At 70.2% G+C, this 16716-nt stretch carries 17 protein-coding genes; 10 read left to right on the top strand and 7 right to left on the bottom strand.

The genetic code is table 11. From position 1 onward, the window contains the following. Positions 1 to 34 precede the first annotated feature (34 nt). Complete coding sequence (locus ACI2LY_RS22865; RefSeq protein WP_404708799.1) at positions 35 to 883, bottom strand: hypothetical protein; 849 nt, start codon at positions 881 to 883, stop codon at positions 35 to 37. 181 nt (positions 884 to 1064) lie between these two features. Here ACI2LY_RS22865 and ACI2LY_RS22870 point away from each other — a divergent pair, with 181 nt between their 5' ends. The 5 genes from ACI2LY_RS22870 (at position 1065) to cseC (ending at position 5467) form a co-directional block, all read left to right on the top strand. Beyond that, positions 1065 to 1940 (top strand): A/G-specific adenine glycosylase, encoded by an 876-nt coding sequence (locus ACI2LY_RS22870; protein ID WP_389004408.1) that lies wholly within the window; start codon positions 1065 to 1067, stop codon positions 1938 to 1940. Between the two features lie 270 nt (positions 1941 to 2210). Beyond that, entirely contained in the window at positions 2211 to 2750 is a 540-nt protein-coding gene (locus ACI2LY_RS22875; protein ID WP_393593793.1) for a SigE family RNA polymerase sigma factor, read from the top strand. 35 nt (positions 2751 to 2785) lie between these two features. Continuing rightward, positions 2786 to 3391, top strand: a complete 606-nt coding sequence (locus ACI2LY_RS22880; protein ID WP_404708800.1) for a hypothetical protein — start codon at positions 2786 to 2788, stop codon at positions 3389 to 3391. A gap of 36 nt (positions 3392 to 3427) precedes the next feature. Further along, positions 3428 to 4132 carry a two-component system response regulator CseB gene (gene cseB, locus ACI2LY_RS22885; RefSeq protein WP_404708801.1) on the top strand — a complete coding sequence of 235 codons (705 nt, stop codon included), beginning with the start codon at positions 3428 to 3430 and terminating at the stop codon, positions 4130 to 4132. Between the two features lie 3 nt (positions 4133 to 4135). Beyond that, complete coding sequence (gene cseC, locus ACI2LY_RS22890; protein WP_404708802.1) at positions 4136 to 5467, top strand: two-component system sensor histidine kinase CseC; 1332 nt, start codon at positions 4136 to 4138, stop codon at positions 5465 to 5467. A gap of 50 nt (positions 5468 to 5517) precedes the next feature. Here cseC and ACI2LY_RS22895 read toward each other — a convergent pair whose 3' ends face one another. Further along, a complete protein-coding gene (locus tag ACI2LY_RS22895) occupies positions 5518 to 7110 on the bottom strand; it encodes an MDR family MFS transporter (protein ID WP_404708803.1) in 1593 nt (530 codons plus the stop codon). 122 nt (positions 7111 to 7232) lie between these two features. Between ACI2LY_RS22895 and ACI2LY_RS22900 the strand changes: the two genes are divergently transcribed. Then, the gene (locus tag ACI2LY_RS22900; RefSeq protein WP_404708804.1) at positions 7233 to 7832 is read left to right on the top strand and encodes a TetR/AcrR family transcriptional regulator; all 600 of its coding nucleotides are present in this window, start codon (positions 7233 to 7235) and stop codon (positions 7830 to 7832) included. Positions 7833 to 7901: 69 nt separating this feature from the next. Here the strand turns inward: ACI2LY_RS22900 and ACI2LY_RS22905 are convergent, their stop codons facing one another. Further along, positions 7902 to 8447, bottom strand: coding sequence for a M23 family metallopeptidase (locus ACI2LY_RS22905; RefSeq protein ID WP_389004395.1), 546 nt, complete (start codon positions 8445 to 8447; stop codon positions 7902 to 7904). Between the two features lie 381 nt (positions 8448 to 8828). Between ACI2LY_RS22905 and ACI2LY_RS22910 the strand changes: the two genes are divergently transcribed. From ACI2LY_RS22910 to ACI2LY_RS22920, 3 genes are all read left to right on the top strand, one after another. Further along, positions 8829 to 9416 (top strand): HAD family acid phosphatase, encoded by a 588-nt coding sequence (locus ACI2LY_RS22910; protein ID WP_404708805.1) that lies wholly within the window; start codon positions 8829 to 8831, stop codon positions 9414 to 9416. 114 nt (positions 9417 to 9530) lie between these two features. Further along, complete coding sequence (locus ACI2LY_RS22915) at positions 9531 to 10184, top strand: ArsR/SmtB family transcription factor (protein WP_404709173.1); 654 nt, start codon at positions 9531 to 9533, stop codon at positions 10182 to 10184. Then, positions 10181 to 11518 (top strand): MFS transporter, encoded by a 1338-nt coding sequence (locus ACI2LY_RS22920; RefSeq protein ID WP_404708806.1) that lies wholly within the window; start codon positions 10181 to 10183, stop codon positions 11516 to 11518. The genes ACI2LY_RS22915 and ACI2LY_RS22920 overlap by 4 nt, the downstream gene beginning before the upstream one ends. A 70-nt stretch (positions 11519 to 11588) precedes the next feature. Here the strand turns inward: ACI2LY_RS22920 and ACI2LY_RS22925 are convergent, their stop codons facing one another. Next, on the bottom strand, positions 11589 to 14114 hold the full coding sequence (locus ACI2LY_RS22925) for an ATP-dependent Clp protease ATP-binding subunit (protein WP_404708807.1): 2526 nt from the start codon (positions 14112 to 14114) through the stop codon (positions 11589 to 11591). A gap of 430 nt (positions 14115 to 14544) precedes the next feature. On the opposite strand from ACI2LY_RS22925, the gene ACI2LY_RS22930 reads away from it, so the two are divergent. Beyond that, on the top strand, positions 14545 to 15237 hold the full coding sequence (locus ACI2LY_RS22930) for an SCO3374 family protein (protein ID WP_404708808.1): 693 nt from the start codon (positions 14545 to 14547) through the stop codon (positions 15235 to 15237). On the opposite strand, the gene ACI2LY_RS22935 is transcribed toward ACI2LY_RS22930, so the two are convergent. From ACI2LY_RS22935 to ACI2LY_RS22945, 3 genes are all read right to left on the bottom strand, one after another. Continuing rightward, the gene (locus ACI2LY_RS22935; RefSeq protein WP_130338348.1) at positions 15216 to 15551 is read right to left on the bottom strand and encodes an Lsr2 family protein; all 336 of its coding nucleotides are present in this window, start codon (positions 15549 to 15551) and stop codon (positions 15216 to 15218) included. The genes ACI2LY_RS22930 and ACI2LY_RS22935 overlap by 22 nt on opposite strands. Positions 15552 to 15754: 203 nt before the next feature. Next, entirely contained in the window at positions 15755 to 16297 is a 543-nt protein-coding gene (locus tag ACI2LY_RS22940) for an amino-acid N-acetyltransferase (RefSeq protein WP_404708809.1), read from the bottom strand. 9 nt (positions 16298 to 16306) lie between these two features. Further along, positions 16307 to 16702: a BlaI/MecI/CopY family transcriptional regulator gene (locus ACI2LY_RS22945; protein ID WP_389004380.1), complete on the bottom strand. Its 396-nt coding sequence runs from the start codon at positions 16700 to 16702 to the stop codon at positions 16307 to 16309. Positions 16703 to 16716: the final 14 nt, after the last annotated feature.

Here is a 16716-nt window from a genome sequence, read left to right on the forward strand (position 1 = left end):
GCCCCTAAAGGCACACAGCTCGCCGCTGATCAGCTCAATCCGCCGACAGGACGAAGGACGTCTGGGTCTCCGTGAAGCCCGGGGCCTTTGCTTCCAGGAGGTAGGTGCCCGGCTTGGCCTTGCCCGCGGGTGGGGTGGCGCACTCGGGGGCGCTCGGGTGGCGGTCCCACTTCACCGGGTAGGTGATGCTCTCGTCGGCCGGGACCCGGAAGACCAGGCTCTTGGCGCCCTTGGGGCAGTCGTCCGAGGCCCAGTACGGGTCGTCGCCGTCGGCCGGGGTGATCGCCAGAACCGCGTGCTCGGGGCCGAGGTCGACCTTGCAGTCACCGGACGAGCCGTTGCGCACGACGAGTTCGAAGGTGGGGGTCTCGTCGGGCGAGTAGGAGTTGCGCTTGCTGCGCAGGCTCACCGTGACCTTGCCGGGGACGCAGACGGGGAGCGGGGAGGACGCGGCCAGCGCGTCACCCGCGCCGACACTGCCGCCACCCGCGCCCGAAGCCGAGCCCGAACCGCCCGTGCCCGAGCCGGAGTCACCGCCGGAACCGCCGTCGCCGGAGCCGTCCGAGCCGGAGCCGTCACCGGACCCGTCGCCCGAACCACCGTCTCCCGCACCGCCGTCGCCGGAGCCGCCACTGCCCGACTCGTCGCGCCCGCCGGGGTGTTGGCTGATCGCGGGGCCGGACGCGGAGGGGCCCGGTGTGATCGTGGACGCGGGATTCTTGCCGTCGGGACCGTTGGCGCCGTTCTTGCCGCCCCCGCCCCCCGACACGACGATCCAGGTGACCACGAGCGCCAACAGGGCGATCACGGACACGATGACGACCCTCCGTCGCCAGTAGATGGAGGAGGGAAGCGGCCCGACCGGATTGCGCAGAGATCCCACGCGGGAACTCTACGAGAGATCATGCCCACGACTCGCGTCCCCCGCCGCCCTCGCACCAACTTTTCCGGATCATCATCCCGGTAACTTCCCTCGCACACCGGCACCTTGTGCCCAGCGCGACGCTCCGTGCGCGGGCGGTGACCCCTCCGGTGCGCGCCAGGCGTGGCAGGATCGGAAGGCCATGACTGAGAAGCTTCACGCCCCAGTGATCGACTGGTTCGACGCCCACGCCCGCGACCTCCCCTGGCGCCGCCCGGAGGCGGGGCCATGGGGCGTGATGGTCAGTGAGTTCATGCTCCAGCAGACCCCGGTCAGCCGGGTGCTGCCCGTCTACGAACAGTGGCTCGCCCGCTGGCCGCGCCCGGCCGACCTGGCGAAGGAGCCGCCGGGCGAGGCGGTGCGCGCCTGGGGCCGACTCGGCTACCCGCGCCGCGCGCTGCGGCTGCACGGCGCCGCCGTCGCCATAACGGAGCGGCACGGCGGTGACGTACCCACCGACCACGCCCAGCTGCTGGCGCTGCCCGGCATCGGGGAGTACACGGCCGCCGCCGTGGCCTCCTTCGCCTACGGGCAGCGGCATCCGGTGCTGGACACCAATGTGCGCCGGGTCTTCGCGCGGGCGGTGACCGGGGTGCGCTATCCGCCGAACGCCACCACGGCCGCCGAGCGCAGGCTGGCCCGCGAGCTGCTGCCCGCCGAGGACGGCACGGCCGCGCGCTGGGCGGCGGCGTCCATGGAGCTGGGCGCGCTGGTGTGCACGGCGAAGAACGAGGAGTGCCACCGCTGCCCGATCGCCGCGCAGTGCGCCTGGCGGCTCGCGGGCAAGCCGGAGCACGAGGGTCCGCCCCGGCGCGGTCAGACGTACGCGGGCACCGACCGCCAGGTGCGCGGGAAGCTGCTCGCGGTGTTGCGGGACGCCCATGTGCCGGTGCCGCAGCAGGCGCTGGACCGGGTGTGGCACGAGCCGGTGCAGCGGGCCCGCGCGCTGGACGGGCTCGTCACGGACGGTCTGGTGGAGCCGCTGCCGGGCGGCCTGTACCGGCTGCCGCTGAGCTGACACACAGCGAGGTCACAGCGCACGGGCCGACCGTCACGGCCCGGTGCGGTCAACAAAGCATCCCGTACCAGGACATGGCGGGCGCATTCCGTACCCCGTACCCACCGCTGTTACACAACCGACGGACAGCCGAGGGCCGGCCGCTGGCTGCTTCGGACAGCTCCGTGACAACCGCTCCGTAACTTCGTCCCGTGCCCGGCGGACCACCGGGCCGGTGGAAGCGGGCCCCCGGCGTGAGCCGGGCTACGGGGAGACGGAAGGCGGTCGGACATGGCGCAGGGCGAGGTGCTCGAGTTCGAGGAGTACGTACGGACCCGGCAGGACGCGCTGCTGCGCAGTGCCCGTCGGCTGGTGCCGGACCCGGTGGACGCGCAGGACCTGCTCCAGACCGCGCTGGCCCGGACGTACGGGCGCTGGGAGGGCATCGCCGACAAGCGGCTGGCCGACGCCTATCTGCGCCGCGTCATGATCAACACCCGTACGGAGTGGTGGCGGGCGCGCAAGCTGGAGGAAGTGCCGACCGAGCAGCTCCCGGAGGGCCCGGTGTCGGACTCCACCGAGCAGTACGCCGACCGGGCCCTGCTGATGGACATCCTCAAGGTGCTCGCTCCCAAGCAGCGAAGTGTCGTGGTGCTGCGACACTGGGAGCAGATGTCCACGGAAGAGACGGCCGCGGCCCTCGGCATGTCCGCGGGCACGGTCAAGAGCACGCTGCACCGGGCGCTCGCCCGGCTCCGCGAGGAGCTGGAGTCCCGCGATCTGGAGGCACGCGCGCTGGAGCGTGAGGAGCGGGAGCGTTGCGCGGCCTGAACGGGGGGCCCAGACGTGTCCGAGGCACCGGAGCGGTGATCACGGCGGTGGCCGGGATCGCCGCCGTCGGCCTTTCCGCGACCGCCTGCGGCGCCGGTGGCACCGGTGCGCGGGACGAGGGCCCGGCGCACGCCTCCGCCGTGGCCGGAGCGGCGCCCGCCTCCCCCGCGCCCAGCCCGGCGGCCGGGTACCACCGCGTCGACGCGGTGAGCCTGCTGAAGCGGGACCCGGCGGTGTCGGCCGCCGTCAAGCACGAGCTGAAGCCGTGCGGCAGCGGCGACGACTACCCGGTGGACGTCTCCTACGGCGATCTGACCGACTCGGACCGCTCCGACGTCGTGGTCAACGTGCTGACCTGCGCCGACGCGGTGGGCATCGGCGCGTATGTGTACCGCGAGACGGACGGCTCGTACCGGAACGTGTTCAAGGCCGAGGAGTCGCCGGTCTACGCGGAGATCGACCAGGGCGCGCTGACCGTGACCAAGCAGGTGTACAGCAAGGGGGACCCCATCTCCAGCCCGTCCGGCGAGGACGTGATCCCGTACAAGTGGAAGGCGGGCCGGTTCACGCCCGGCAAGCCCGTGCACACGGACTACAGCGGAGCGGTGGGCCACGAGCCGTCCCCCGTGCCGGGCGACTGACGCGGCGCCGCGACCACGAGGACGGAGAGCACCCGGATGCCAGAGCACACGCACGTCCTGTTCGTCGAGGACGACGACGTCATCCGCGAGGCCACCCAGCTCGCCCTGGAGCGGGACGGCTTCGCGGTCACCGCCATGCCCGACGGACTGTCGGGGCTCGCGGCGTTCCGCGCCGACCGGCCGGACATCGCGCTGCTGGACGTGATGGTGCCGGGTCTGGACGGGGTCAGCCTGTGCCGTCGTATCCGGGACGAGTCGACGGTGCCGGTGATCATGCTGTCGGCGCGGGCGGACTCCATCGACGTGGTGCTGGGCCTGGAGGCGGGCGCCGACGACTATGTGACCAAGCCGTTCGACGGGGCGGTGCTGGTCGCCCGTATCCGGGCGGTGCTGCGCCGCTTCGGGCACGCCGGGCACCCGACCGGTGCCGGGGCGGACGGCCCGGCGGACACCGACGGGGTGCTGACCTTCGGCGAGCTGGAGGTGGACACCGACGGCATGGAGGTGCGGCGGGCCGGGGAGACGGTGGCGCTCACCCCGACCGAGATGCGGCTGCTGCTGGAGTTCTCCGGCGCGCCTGGCACCGTGCTCTCCCGCGACAAGCTGCTGGAGCGGGTCTGGGACTACGGCTGGGGCGGGGACACCCGCGTGGTCGACGTCCATGTGCAGCGGCTGCGGCAGAAGATCGGCCAGGACCGGATCGAGACGGTCCGCGGTTTCGGCTACAAGCTGCGGGGCTGAGTCATGCCAAGCGTTTTCGGGCGTCCGGTGCGGCGGGTGGCGGGCGTGGGCCTGCGCACCGGTCTGCGGTGGAAGCTGAGCGCGGCCATCGCGCTGGTCGCGGGTCTTGTGGCGCTCGCGCTGAGCCTGGTCGTGCACAACGCGGCCCGGGTCTCGATGCTGGACAACGCCCGTGACCTGGCCAACCAGCGGGTCCAGCTCGCCCAGCGCAACTACGAGCTGGCCGGGCGGCCCAACTTCCCCAGCATCAAGATCGACGACCCCACGATGCCGGCCGAGCTGCGGCACAAGGTGGAGGAGGGGCGCCGGGCCAGTTACGTCAGTGACACGGGCAGCGGTGAGCCGGACATCTGGGCCGCGGTGCCGGTCAAGAACGGCCATGTGCTGTCCCTCCACGGCGCCTTCCCGGACAAGTCCGCGGATGTGCTGGCCGACCTCGACCAGGCGCTGCTCATCGGCTCCATCGCGGTGGTGCTCGGCGGCAGCGCGCTCGGGGTGGTGATCGGCGGCCAGCTGTCCCGGCGGCTGCGCAAGGCCGCGGTGGCCGCGAACCGGCTGGCGACCGGCGAGACCGACGTACGGGTGCGGGAGGCCATCGGCGGAGTCGTACGGGACGAGGCCGACGACCTCGCCCGCGCGGTGGACGCGATGGCGGACGCGCTGCGCCAGCGGCTGGAGGCGGAGCGGCGGGTCACCGCGGACATCGCGCACGAGCTGCGCACCCCGGTGACGGGGCTGCTCACGGCCGCCGAGCTGCTGCCGCCCGGCCGCCCCACCGAGCTGGTCCTCGACCGGGCCAAGGCCATGCGCACGCTGGTCGAGGACGTGCTGGAGGTGGCCCGGCTGGACGGCGCCTCCGAGCGGGCCGAGCTGCAGGACATCATGCTGGGCGAGTTCGTGGCCCGGCGGGTGGCGGCGAAGGACCCGGACATCACGGTACGGGTGGTGCACGAGTCGGAGGTCACCACCGACCCGCGCAGGCTGGAGCGGGTGCTGCTGAACCTGCTGACCAACGCCGCCCGGCACGGCGAGCCGCCCATCGAGGTGACCGTCGAGGGCCGGGTGATCCGGATACGCGACCACGGCCCGGGCTTCCCCGAGGAACTCCTCGCGGAGGGCCCGCTGCGCTTCCGTACCGGCAGCGAGGACCGCGCGGGCCAGGGCCACGGCCTCGGTCTCACCATCGCCGCCGGACAGGCCCGCGTGCTCGGCGCCCGCCTCACCTTCCGCAACATCCGCCCGCTCGGCGAGGGCGCGGTGGCGGTCCTCTGGCTCCCGGAACACGCCCCCACGGCGACGGGCAGCTACACGGTGCCGCCGACCTTGCGGAGCTGAACGCGCGAAGGCCCCCCGACCGTCGGTCGGGGGGCCTCTTCCGTGCGGGGTCAGACCGCTTCGATCACCGGCGCCGGGATGGCGTCCGTGGGCTCGGTGGACGGCTTCTGGGGGCCGCCGCGCAGCGGGACCTCCTTGACGAAGACGGCCGCGACGAGGACCGCGACGGCGATGGCGGAGCCGAGCAGGAACGCGGAGTGCGTTCCCGCGGACACCGCGTGCTGGTACGCCTCCCGCGCCGCGACGGGCAGCTTGGCGAGGCTGGCCGCGTCGAGCTGGGCGGACTTCTCGGTGACGCCCTTGCCCAGCGCACCGGCCCGCTCGGTCATCACGTCCTGCACCCGGTTGTTGAACAGGGCGCCCATGACGGCCACACCGAACGACGAGCCGAGGGTGCGGAACAGGGTGGCGGAGGAGGACGCGACGCCCATGTCCTTCATCTCCACGCTGTTCTGCGCGACCAGCATGGTGACCTGCATCAGGCAGCCCATGCCCGCGCCGACCACGGCCATGTAGATCCCGGAGGTCAGCCGGGTGGTCTCGGTGTCCATCGTGGACATCAGGTACAGCCCGATGATCATCAGCACGCCGCCGACCACGGGGAAGACCTTGTAGCGGCCGCTGTTCGTGGTGACCCGGCCCGCGACCATCGAGGTCACCAGCATCGCGCCGAGCATCGGCAGGAGCAGCAGCCCGGAGTTGGTGGCGGAGGCGCCCTGCACGGCCTGCTGGTACAGCGGCAGGAAGAGCGTCGCGCCGAACATCACGAAGCCGGTGACGAAGCCGATGAGGGACATCAGGGTGAAGTTGCGGCTCTGGAAGATGTGCAGCGGCAGCACCGGCTCGGCGGCCTTGGTCTGCCAGAACACGAACCCGACCAGCGAGACCACGCCGAGGGCGGTCAGCTCCATGATCCGCGCGGAGGTCCAGGCGTACTCGGTGCCACCCCAGGTGGTGACCAGCACGATCGCGGTGATGCCGACGGTCAGCAGGACCACGCCGAGGTAGTCGATGCCCGCCTTGGACCGCTTCTTCGGCAGGTGCAGCACGGCCGAGACCAGCGCCAGCGCGACCGCGCCGAGCGGCAGGTTGATGTAGAAGGTCCAGCGCCAGCCCCAGTTGTCGGTGATGGTGCCACCGACCAGCGGGCCGCCGATCATCGCCAGCGCCATGACGCCGGCCATCATGCCCTGGTACTTGCCGCGCTCACGCGGCGGGATCAGGTCGCCGATGATCGCCATGACGCCGACCATCAGACCACCGGCGCCCAGGCCCTGGACGGCCCGGAACGCGATCAGCTCGCCCATCCCCTGGGCCATGCCGCTGAGCGCGGAGCCGATCAGGAAGATCACGATCGAGCCGAGGAAGGCGCCCTTGCGCCCGTACATGTCACCGATCTTGCCCCAGACCGGGGTCGAGGCCGCGGTGGCGAGGGTGTACCCCGTCACGACCCAGGACAGGTGCTCGAGCCCGCCCAGATCGCCCACGATGGTGGGCATCGCGGTGCCCACGATCATGTTGTCCAGCATCGCCAGCATCATGGCGATCATGAGCGCGAGCAGAACCACTCGTACGCTCTTCGGCTGCTTCTCCGGCTGCTCGGTCTCCGCCTGGCCCGCTGCGGCCTGCTGCGTGTCCGCCATCTCTCCCACTCCCCCTGGCGACTGCTACTTACTTGCCGCCCGGCTAGTTCACTATGCTGGAAGGTAGCCTGCCACTAGCCGGGCGTCAAGTAAGTTTCCGCGGGAGCAGGGGGAGTACGAGGATGGGCGACACCATGGACGGCACCAAGCAGCAGCGTCGCGGGAACACCCGCCAGCGCATCCAGGACGTCGCGCTCGAACTCTTCGCGGAACAGGGCTACGAGAAGACCTCGCTGCGCGAGATCGCCGAGCACCTCGACGTCACCAAGGCGGCTCTCTACTACCACTTCAAGACGAAGGAGGAGATCATCGTCAGCCTCTTCGAGGATCTGACGCAGCCGATCGAGGAGCTGATCGAGTGGGGCCGCAGCCAGCCGCACACCCTTCAGACCAAGCAGGAGATCGTACGGCGCTACAGCGCGGCGCTGGCCGGGGCGCAGCCGCTCTTCCGGTTCATGCAGGAGAACCAGGCGACGGTGCGGGAACTGCGCATCGGGGACACGTTCAAGGAACGGATGAAGGGCCTCCGGGAGATCATCATCGACCCCGATGCCGAGATGGTGGACCAGGTCCGCTCCATCAGCGCGCTCTTCACCCTGCACGCCGGGATGTTTCTGCTGGTGGACCTGGAAGGCGACCCCGAGAAGAAGCGCGAAGCGGTTCTCGAAGTCGCCGTGGATCTGGTGACGCAGGCGCACGAGGGCGCCCGCGGCAGGAAGTAGTCCGGACATCCGTGGTCCGGACTACCGTCGGTGGCCACCGAGGGCCGGGGGTGGGCGGTCGCCCGGGGCTCAGACGTGGACGCCGTGGGCCTTCAGGAAGACGACCGGGTTGACGGCCGAGCCGTAGTTCGGCGTCTTGCGGATCTCGAAGTGCAGGTGCGGGCCGGTGGAGTTACCGGTGCTGCCCGACTTGGCTATGTGCTGGCCGGTCTTGACGACCTGGCCGATCTTGACGTCCACACGGGACAGGTGGGCGTACTGCGAGTACAGACCGTTGCCGTGCTTGATGACGATGGCGTTGCCGTACGCGGGGCCGTCACCGGCGCCGTTCGGGCCGGCCTTGACGACGGTGCCGCCGTGGGCCGCGAGGACCTCGGTGCCGGTGGGCACCGCGAAGTCCTGACCGCTGTGCTTGTGGGCCCAGTGGCTGCCGCCCTGGTCGAAGCTGGCGGAGAGGGTGTACTTCTTCACCGGGTCGACCCAGGAGGTCGCGGAGGCGGAGGCGGCGCTGGCAACCCCGCCACCCAGCACGGCCGCGCCACCGACAGCGGCGGCCAGGACGGCCACGCGAGTGCGGAGCGCGGACGTACGGACAGACGTGGAACGCTTGAACATCGATACCTCGTGAACTCGGAGACAGAGAGCCACCCGGCGTACGGATGTTTCACCGTGTGCCGGGCGGGACTCCACATTGGTAACCCCTCACCCCATCCGGGTTCAAAGGGCCCATCTACGGCACGAGGTAGTAGAAGTATCTGAAATCGGTCATCTCTTGACAGACCAGGCACCCCGGAGCCACCAGGCGGTACGGCCTGCCGGTATCACTCTGGGTTTCGATGTTTACGTCCAGGTTTGACCTGGTTCGAGATGCCACTATCCCGGCTAGTACCGGACATTTCGCCTGTGCGGCATGTCACCGGCGGGGGAGATCGCGGGCCCCATAAATGTGACGCCCGCCTCTAGCAACCTACCGTCCGGTAACCCTACGGTTCCGGCATGACCAGACGCTTATGGGCGCGCCGGACCGCCGCCGTCGCCGTCTCCACCGCCGCACTCACCGCGCTCGCCGCCCCCGCCCAGGCCGCCCCCACGGCCGCCGCCGTCGACTACGCCACCTGGCAGCGGGACTGCGGGCGGGTGATGGACGAGGCACTCCCCTACCTCCAGAGCCGCGTCGCCTCGGGCGGGAAGCAGGCCATCGTCCTGGACGTGGACAACACCACCCTGGAGACGGACTTCGGCTTCCAGTACCCCCAGCCCGCCAACCGCCCCGTCCTGAGGGTCGCCCAGTACGCCCAGGACCACGGCGTGGCCCTCTTCTTCGTCACGGCCCGCCCGGGCATCCTGCACTGGCCCACGTCCTACAACCTGGAACACGACGGCTACCGCGTCACCGACCTGCGCGTACGCGGTCTCACCGATCTCTTCAAGGACGTCGCCGCCTACAAGACCGCCCAGCGCGCCGACATCGAACGCCGGGGCTACGACATCATCGCCAACATCGGCAACAGCACCTCCGACCTGACCGGCGGCCACGCGGAGAAGACCTTCAAACTCCCGGACTACGACGGGCAGTTGTCCTGAGCATCGGCCGGGCGCACCGGGGCGCCTGATCCCGGCAATCCGCCAAGACTTCTTTGCGAAGAACCCTTTGCGAAGGAGTCTTGGCGGTCTAGTCTCCGCAGGGTGACCGACGCGATGAAGCGGCCCGAGGGCCTGCCCACTGACGTGAACTCGGCCGTGCTGGACGCCAAGGGGCTGCGGGCCATGGCGCATCCGGTGCGGGTCCGGCTGGTAGGACTGCTGCGGAAGTACGGCCCCTCGACGGCCACCCGCCTCGCGGAGCGGCTCGGGGTGAACTCCGGGACGGCCAGCTATCACCTGCGCCAGCTCGGCGACGCCGGGTTCGTCGAGGAGGACGCGGAGCGCGGCAACGCCCGTGAACGCTGGTGGCGTTCGGTCCATCAGATGACCGAGCTGAACGACCGGGAACTGGCCGACCGTGAGCCCGAGGCCACGCTCGCCTACCTGCAGTCCGTCTCCGCCGCCTACACCCTGCGCGTCCAGCAGACGCTGAACGAGCTGCAGACGATGCCCCCTGTCTGGCGGGACAACTTCGACCTGAGCGACTGGGCGTTGCGCCTCACCCCCGAGGAAGCCGCCACGCTGCGCGAGGAGTTGAGGGCTGTCATCGCCCGCTACCGGCGAGACACGCCCGAGGCGGCGGCGAGTGCGCCGGAGGGAGCCGAGCGGGTCGGCCTCGTCACGCACCTCCTGCCCGAACTGGACTCGCCCGCAACACCGGACGACCGCGCCGATCCTGAGGTCGTGACAGCTACGGAGACGTCATGACCGAGGCGTCCCCGAGCACCGGCACCGGCCTCGGCAAGCGGTCCTTACGGCCGCTGGCCGGGGTGCTGACCGCCATGGCGGTCTCCCTGACCGGCACGCGGGTCTCCGCGGTGGCGCTGCCCTGGTTCATCCTGGTCACGACCGGCAGTGCCACCCGGACCGGGCTGGTCGCCTTCTGCGAGATGGCCCCCTACGTCGCGGTCAAGGCGTTCACCGGACCACTGGTGGACCAGGCGGGACCGCGCACCGTCTCCTGGACCACGGACCTCGTCAGCGCCGTCGCCGCCGCCGCCATCCCCCTCTTCCATGCCCTGCACCTGCTGTCCTTCCCGCTGCTGCTGGCACTGGTCGCGGTGATCGGCGCCGCCCGTGGACCCGGCGACCTGGCCAAGGAAGTCATGGTCCCGGAGGCGGCCGAGCGCGGCGGAGTGCCGCTGGAGCGGGCGGTCGGCCTGTCCGGGGTGATCGAGCGGCTCGCCGCCACGGTCGGCCCCGCCGTCGGCGGTTCGCTGGTGGCCCTGCTCGACCCCCTCACCTGCGTCGCGGTCAACGCGGGCTGCTTCGCCCTGGGCTCGCTGGTCATCGCGGTGGCGTTCCCCCGCCGGGTGGCACGGCCGGCCGAGGCCGCCGCGCGCCGGGCCGGAGAGTCCGGAGCGGGCTACTGGCAGCGCTTCGGCGAGGGCTTCACCTTTCTGCGCACGGAGCCGCTGCTGCTCACCGCCATCGTCATGGTGGCCGTCACCAACCTGCTCGACGCCGCGTTCAACACGGTCCTGAGGCCCGTCTGGGCCAGGGAATCGGGTCACGGACCGGCCGCGCTCGGTCTCACCGGCAGTGTGACCGGAGCGGCGGCGGTCGTCGGAAGCCTGATCGCCGCGGTCCTCGCTCACCGGCTGCGGCGCAGGGCGGTGGTCCTGATCGGCTTCCTGCTGGCGGGAGCGCCCAGGTTCCTGATCCTCGCCGTCGATGTCCGGCTCGGCGTGGTGCTGGCCGTCATGGCCGTCAGCGGCTTCGGCGCGGGCTTCCTCAACCCCGTACTGGGCGCGGTCCTGGTGGAACGGGTCCCCCGCCGGATGCTGGGCCGGGTCAACGCGCTCGGTGACTCGCTGGCCTGGGCGGGCATCCCGCTCGGTGGGCTGGTCGCCGGGGCGGCGGTGGCCTCCGCCGGACTCGTACCGGTCCTGCTCGCCTGCGGGACCGCTTACTTCCTCACCACGAATCTGGCGGGGCTACGGCCGGAGTGGCGCGAGATGGACCGCACGCGCGGCCGGAACATGCTCGAGAAAGACCTCGGGGAAAACGCTCCTCGAAAGAACTCGGACGTCGTGCCCTGAAAACCCGAAAAGGGGGCCGGTGCTCGAAAGCACCGGCCCCCTTTTCCGGACCTACGCGAACCCCGGAGGGCTACGCGTCCTTGCTCAGGTTAGGACCCGCTCCGCCCGCCGCCTGCTCGATCGGCGGGGCGTCCGGGAGGGCGGCCTTCTCTTCGCCTCGGAAGGTGAAGGTCTGGTTCTCGCCCTCGCCCTCGGTGTCCACGACCACGATGTGGCCGGGGCGCAGCTCGCCGAAGAGGATCTTCTCCGAGAGGGTGTCCTCGACCTCGCGCTGGATCGTGCGACGCAGCGGACGCGCGCCCAGCACCGGGTCGTAGCCCTTCTTGGAGAGCAGCTCCTTGGCGGACTGGGAGAGCTCGATGCCCATGTCCCGGTCCTTCAGGCGCTCGTCCACCTTGCCGATCATCAGGTCGACGATCCGGAGGATGTCGGCCTGGGTCAGCTGCGGGAAGACGACCACGTCGTCGACGCGGTTGAGGAACTCGGGGCGGAAGTGCTGCTTCAGCTCGTCCGACACCTTGTTCTTCATGCGCTCGTAGTTGGTCTTCGAGTCGCCGGAGGCGGCGAAGCCCAGGTTGAAGCCCTTGGAGATGTCCCGCGTGCCGAGGTTGGTCGTCATGATGATGACCGTGTTCTTGAAGTCCACGACCCGGCCCTGGGAGTCGGTCAGGCGACCGTCCTCCAGGATCTGCAGCAGCGAGTTGAAGATGTCCGGGTGGGCCTTCTCGACCTCGTCGAAGAGGACGACGGAGAACGGCTTGCGGCGCACCTTCTCGGTGAGCTGGCCACCCTCTTCGTAGCCCACGTAACCGGGGGGCGAACCGAAGAGCCGGGAGACCGTGTGCTTCTCGCTGAACTCCGACATGTCGAGGGAGATCAGCGCGTCCTCGTCACCGAAGAGGAACTCGGCGAGCGCCTTGGACAGCTCGGTCTTACCGACACCGGACGGACCGGCGAAGATGAACGAGCCACCGGGACGCTTCGGGTCCTTCAGACCGGCGCGGGTACGGCGGATCGCCTTGGACAGCGCCTTGACGGCGTCGACCTGGCCGATGACCCGCTTGTGCAGCTCCTCCTCCATGCGGAGCAGGCGGCTGGACTCCTCCTCGGTCAGCTTGAAGACCGGGATGCCCGTGGCGGTGGCGAGGACCTCGGCGATCAGCTCGCCGTCGACCTCGGCGACGACGTCCATGTCGCCGGCCTTCCACTCCTTCTCCCGCTTGGCCTTGGCGGCCAGGAGCTGCTTCTCCTTGTCGCGCAGGGAGGCGGCCTTCTCGAAGTCCTGCGAGTCGATCGCGGACTCCTTGTCCCGGCGGACACCGGCGATCTTCTCGTCGAACTCGCGGAGGTCCGGCGGCGCGGTCATCCGGCGGATGCGCATCCGGGAACCGGCCTCGTCGATCAGGTCGATCGCCTTGTCCGGCAGGAAGCGGTCCGAGATGTACCGGTCGGCCAGGGTGGCGGCCTGGACCAGCGCCTCGTCGGTGATGGAGACGCGGTGGTGCGCCTCGTACCGGTCGCGCAGGCCCTTGAGGATCTCGATCGTGTGCGGCAGCGACGGCTCCGCGACCTGGATGGGCTGGAAGCGGCGCTCGAGAGCCGCGTCCTTCTCCAGGTGCTTGCGGTACTCGTCCAGCGTGGTGGCACCGATGGTCTGGAGCTCACCGCGGGCCAGCATCGGCTTGAGGATGGAGGCGGCGTCGATCGCGCCCTCGGCGGCGCCCGCACCGACCAGCGTGTGCAGCTCGTCGATGAACAGGATGATGTCGCCGCGGGTGCGGATCTCCTTGAGGACCTTCTTCAGGCGCTCCTCGAAGTCACCGCGGTAGCGGGAGCCGGCGACCAGGGCACCGAGGTCCAGGGTGTAGAGGTGCTTGTCCTTGAGGGTCTCGGGCACCTCGCCCTTGACGATGGCCTGGGCGAGGCCCTCGACGACGGCGGTCTTGCCGACGCCGGGCTCACCGATCAGCACCGGGTTGTTCTTCGTACGGCGGGACAGCACCTGCATGACCCGCTCGATCTCCTTCTCGCGCCCGATGACCGGGTCGAGCTTGGTTTCACGAGCGGCCTGGGTGAGGTTCCGGCCGAACTGGTCCAGGACGAGGGAGGTCGAGGGGGTGCCCTCGGCCGGGCCGCCTGCGGTGGCCGTCTCCTTGCCCTGGTAGCCGGAGAGCAGCTGGATGACCTGCTGCCGCACCCGGTTGAGATCCGCTCCCAGCTTGACCAGGACCTGGGCGGCGACGCCCTCGCCCTCACGGATCAGGCCGAGCAGGATGTGCTCGGTGCCGATGTAGTTGTGGCCGAGCTGAAGGGCCTCGCGGAGCGAGAGCTCCAGGACCTTCTTGGCACGGGGGGTGAAGGGGATGTGGCCGGACGGGGCCTGCTGGCCCTGACCGATGATCTCCTCCACCTGCTGACGGACCGCCTCAAGCGAAATGCCGAGGCTCTCCAGGGCCTTAGCGGCGACACCTTCACCCTCGTGGATGAGACCCAGGAGGATGTGCTCGGTGCCGATGTAGTTGTGGTTGAGCATCCGGGCTTCTTCCTGAGCCAGGACGACAACCCGCCGCGCGCGGTCGGTGAACCTCTCGAACATCGTTAATCGCTCCTCAGAGCGGTCAGGCAGTGGGGGGAACTTCCCCTCCCTGTCCTTCCGCAGCTTAGTCCCGCAAGCGGGGACCGCTCATTCCAACTGCCGACACCGTCGATGGCCTCCTGACCCCGAACGCCGACATCTGCTCCAACTCGATGGTGCGAGACGATGTTCCCGCAGGCCAGGCAGTTACCCCACTCACCGTTCCGCCGATGGCGAACGTGAGACGGCCTTTCCTGCGTGTCGCCCCCTCCCACTAGGCATGTCTTACCCGCGGGGACCGGCGGTCCATGCCGCGCGCACCGGTTCCCTCCGCTATGGGCGAACAACCTCGCGACTCCCCGTGCGCCCATGCGCTCCCCCTCGCCGCACACAGCGCGACCGTCCGGACGCTCAGCGTAACTCCGGGAGGGCTTCGGCGGTTGCACCTGGCATGGCTGGCTCAATTCCCCCGGCGTCCACCCCGGTGTCATCCCCGGCGCCATCCCCGGCGCCATCTCCCGCGTCACCGGCGCTCCCCTTCCCGCGCCCGAGGCGTCCGTCCGGCCCGGCCCCCGAAGCGGCGGCCCGGCACTGGTACGAACGCGTGCTGGGCTGGGCGACGGCGCCCGGGGCGCCGCTGCGGCTGGTGACGGGGGTGCGTTTCGACGTGCTGGACGTCCCGGCCGAGGCGGGGGCGGCGGCGCTGCGGCATCTGGCGCCGGATTCCCCGGTGGCCCTCATGGGCGGCCGGATGCGGCTGCTGGTGGCCGCGGGCAGCGCGGAGGAGCTGCCGGGGCTGCTCGACTGGCTGGAGTGGGGGGCGCTGGCGCTGGATCTGCGCGCGCTGGGCGCCGGGGGCGTGACGGAGGCGCCGGAGCCGCCCGTGCGGGGGGTGGGCGCGGCGGTGCCGAGGCCGGACGCCGGGGCCTTGCAGGGGGCCGCCGTATGGCTGCGGCCCCCCGAGCCGGGGCGCGATGTGGAGGCTGCGCTGCCCGCGCTGCCGTCCTTCGAGGGCGTGGAAGGCGCCCCCGATCTGGTGCGGCTGGTGGACACCGTGGCAGCGCGGTGCCATCGGGTCCGGCTGCGGCGGGTGGGCGCCGAGCCGCCCGTGCGGGGGCGTGATCAGCCGTTGGCCTTCTCGTAAGCCTCGCGGATGGACGCGGGAACGCGGCCGCGGTCGTTCACGTCGTAGCCGTTCTCCTTGGCCCAGGCGCGGATGGCCGCGGTGTCCTGGTTGCCACCGGAAGCGGCGCGGGCCTTGCCGCGGCCACCGGAGGAACGGCCACCGGTACGACGGCCGCCCTTCACATACGCGTCGAGAAGGCCCCGCAGCTTGTCCGCATTGGCGGTCGTGAGGTCGATCTCGTACGTCTTGCCGTCCAACGCGAACGTCACGGTCTCGTCAGCCTCGCCGCCGTCGAGGTCGTCGACAAGAAGGACCTGAACCTTCTGTGCCACGGGATTTCCTTTCATCGAAAACGTGAGGACGGGGAGGTCCGCGGCGTACGCCGTTTAGCCGCCCCTGTTATATGCAGTGCAGCAGTACGCCGGAAAGCAAACCGCTTTTGCCGGAAAAACACAAACCCTCAGGGAGAGACCGCGTACCCTCTCCCGTCCGGAAACGTGCGCGTTTCGGACATAGGGAACCGGGGCATTGGCGATCACAGATGCAGAAGCATCCGGCTGTTGCCCAAGGTGTTGGGTTTCACTCGTTCGAGACCGAGGAACTCCGCGACACCCTCGTCATAGGAGCGCAAGAGCTCCGCGTACACATCGGGGTCAACGGGCGTCTCGCCGATCTCCACGAAGCCGTGCTTGGTGAAGAAGTCGACTTCGAAGGTCAGACAGAAAACGCGGCTAACACCGAGCAGGCGTGCGGTCTCCAGCAACTTCCCGAGCAGCCGGTGCCCCACCCCGGCGCCCTTGAGGGCGGGGTTCACCGCGAGGGTGCGGACTTCCGCGAGGTCTTCCCACATGACGTGCAAGGCGCCGCAGCCGACGACCTCGGCGTTGTCGGCGTTGTCGGCGCGTTCCGCGACCCAGAACTCCTGGATGTCCTCGTAAAGGGTGACCGTGGCTTTGTCGAGCAGGATGCGGTCACGCGAGTAGGCGTCGAGGAGTCGACGGAGAGCGGGAACATCGCTGGTCCGGGCACGCCGGACGGTGATGGCATTCGCGGAGACTTCGGGGCTCTTCGCTGACATGAGCGGACGCTATCGCCCGCCGGTGTCCTCCGCCGAGCCGGGGTTCTCACGCGTTTGCGGCCCTTGGACGATACGGATGGCGTCGCTGAGGGCCTGGCGCTGTTCCTCGCTCATCATCCCGAAGAAGGCGACGAGAGCGGCGGCCGGGTTGTCGCTCTGCGACCAGGCGTCGTTCATGAGCGCGGCCGCGTAGGCGGCTCTGGTGGAGACGGCCTCATATCGATAGGCGCGCCCTTCCGCCTCACGGCGGACCCAGCCCTTCTGATGGAGATTGTCCAAAACCGTCATGACGGTGGTGTACGCGATGGAGCGATCCTGCTGGATGTCTTCCAGGACTTCCCGGACGGTCACCGGGCGGTTCCACTTCCACACCCGTGACATGACGGCGTCTTCGAGATCTCCCAAGGGGCGAGGCACAA

Origin of the sequence: Streptomyces sp. NPDC002176, from assembly GCF_044903645.1 — a bacterium.
GTDB lineage: Bacteria > Actinomycetota > Actinomycetes > Streptomycetales > Streptomycetaceae > Streptomyces.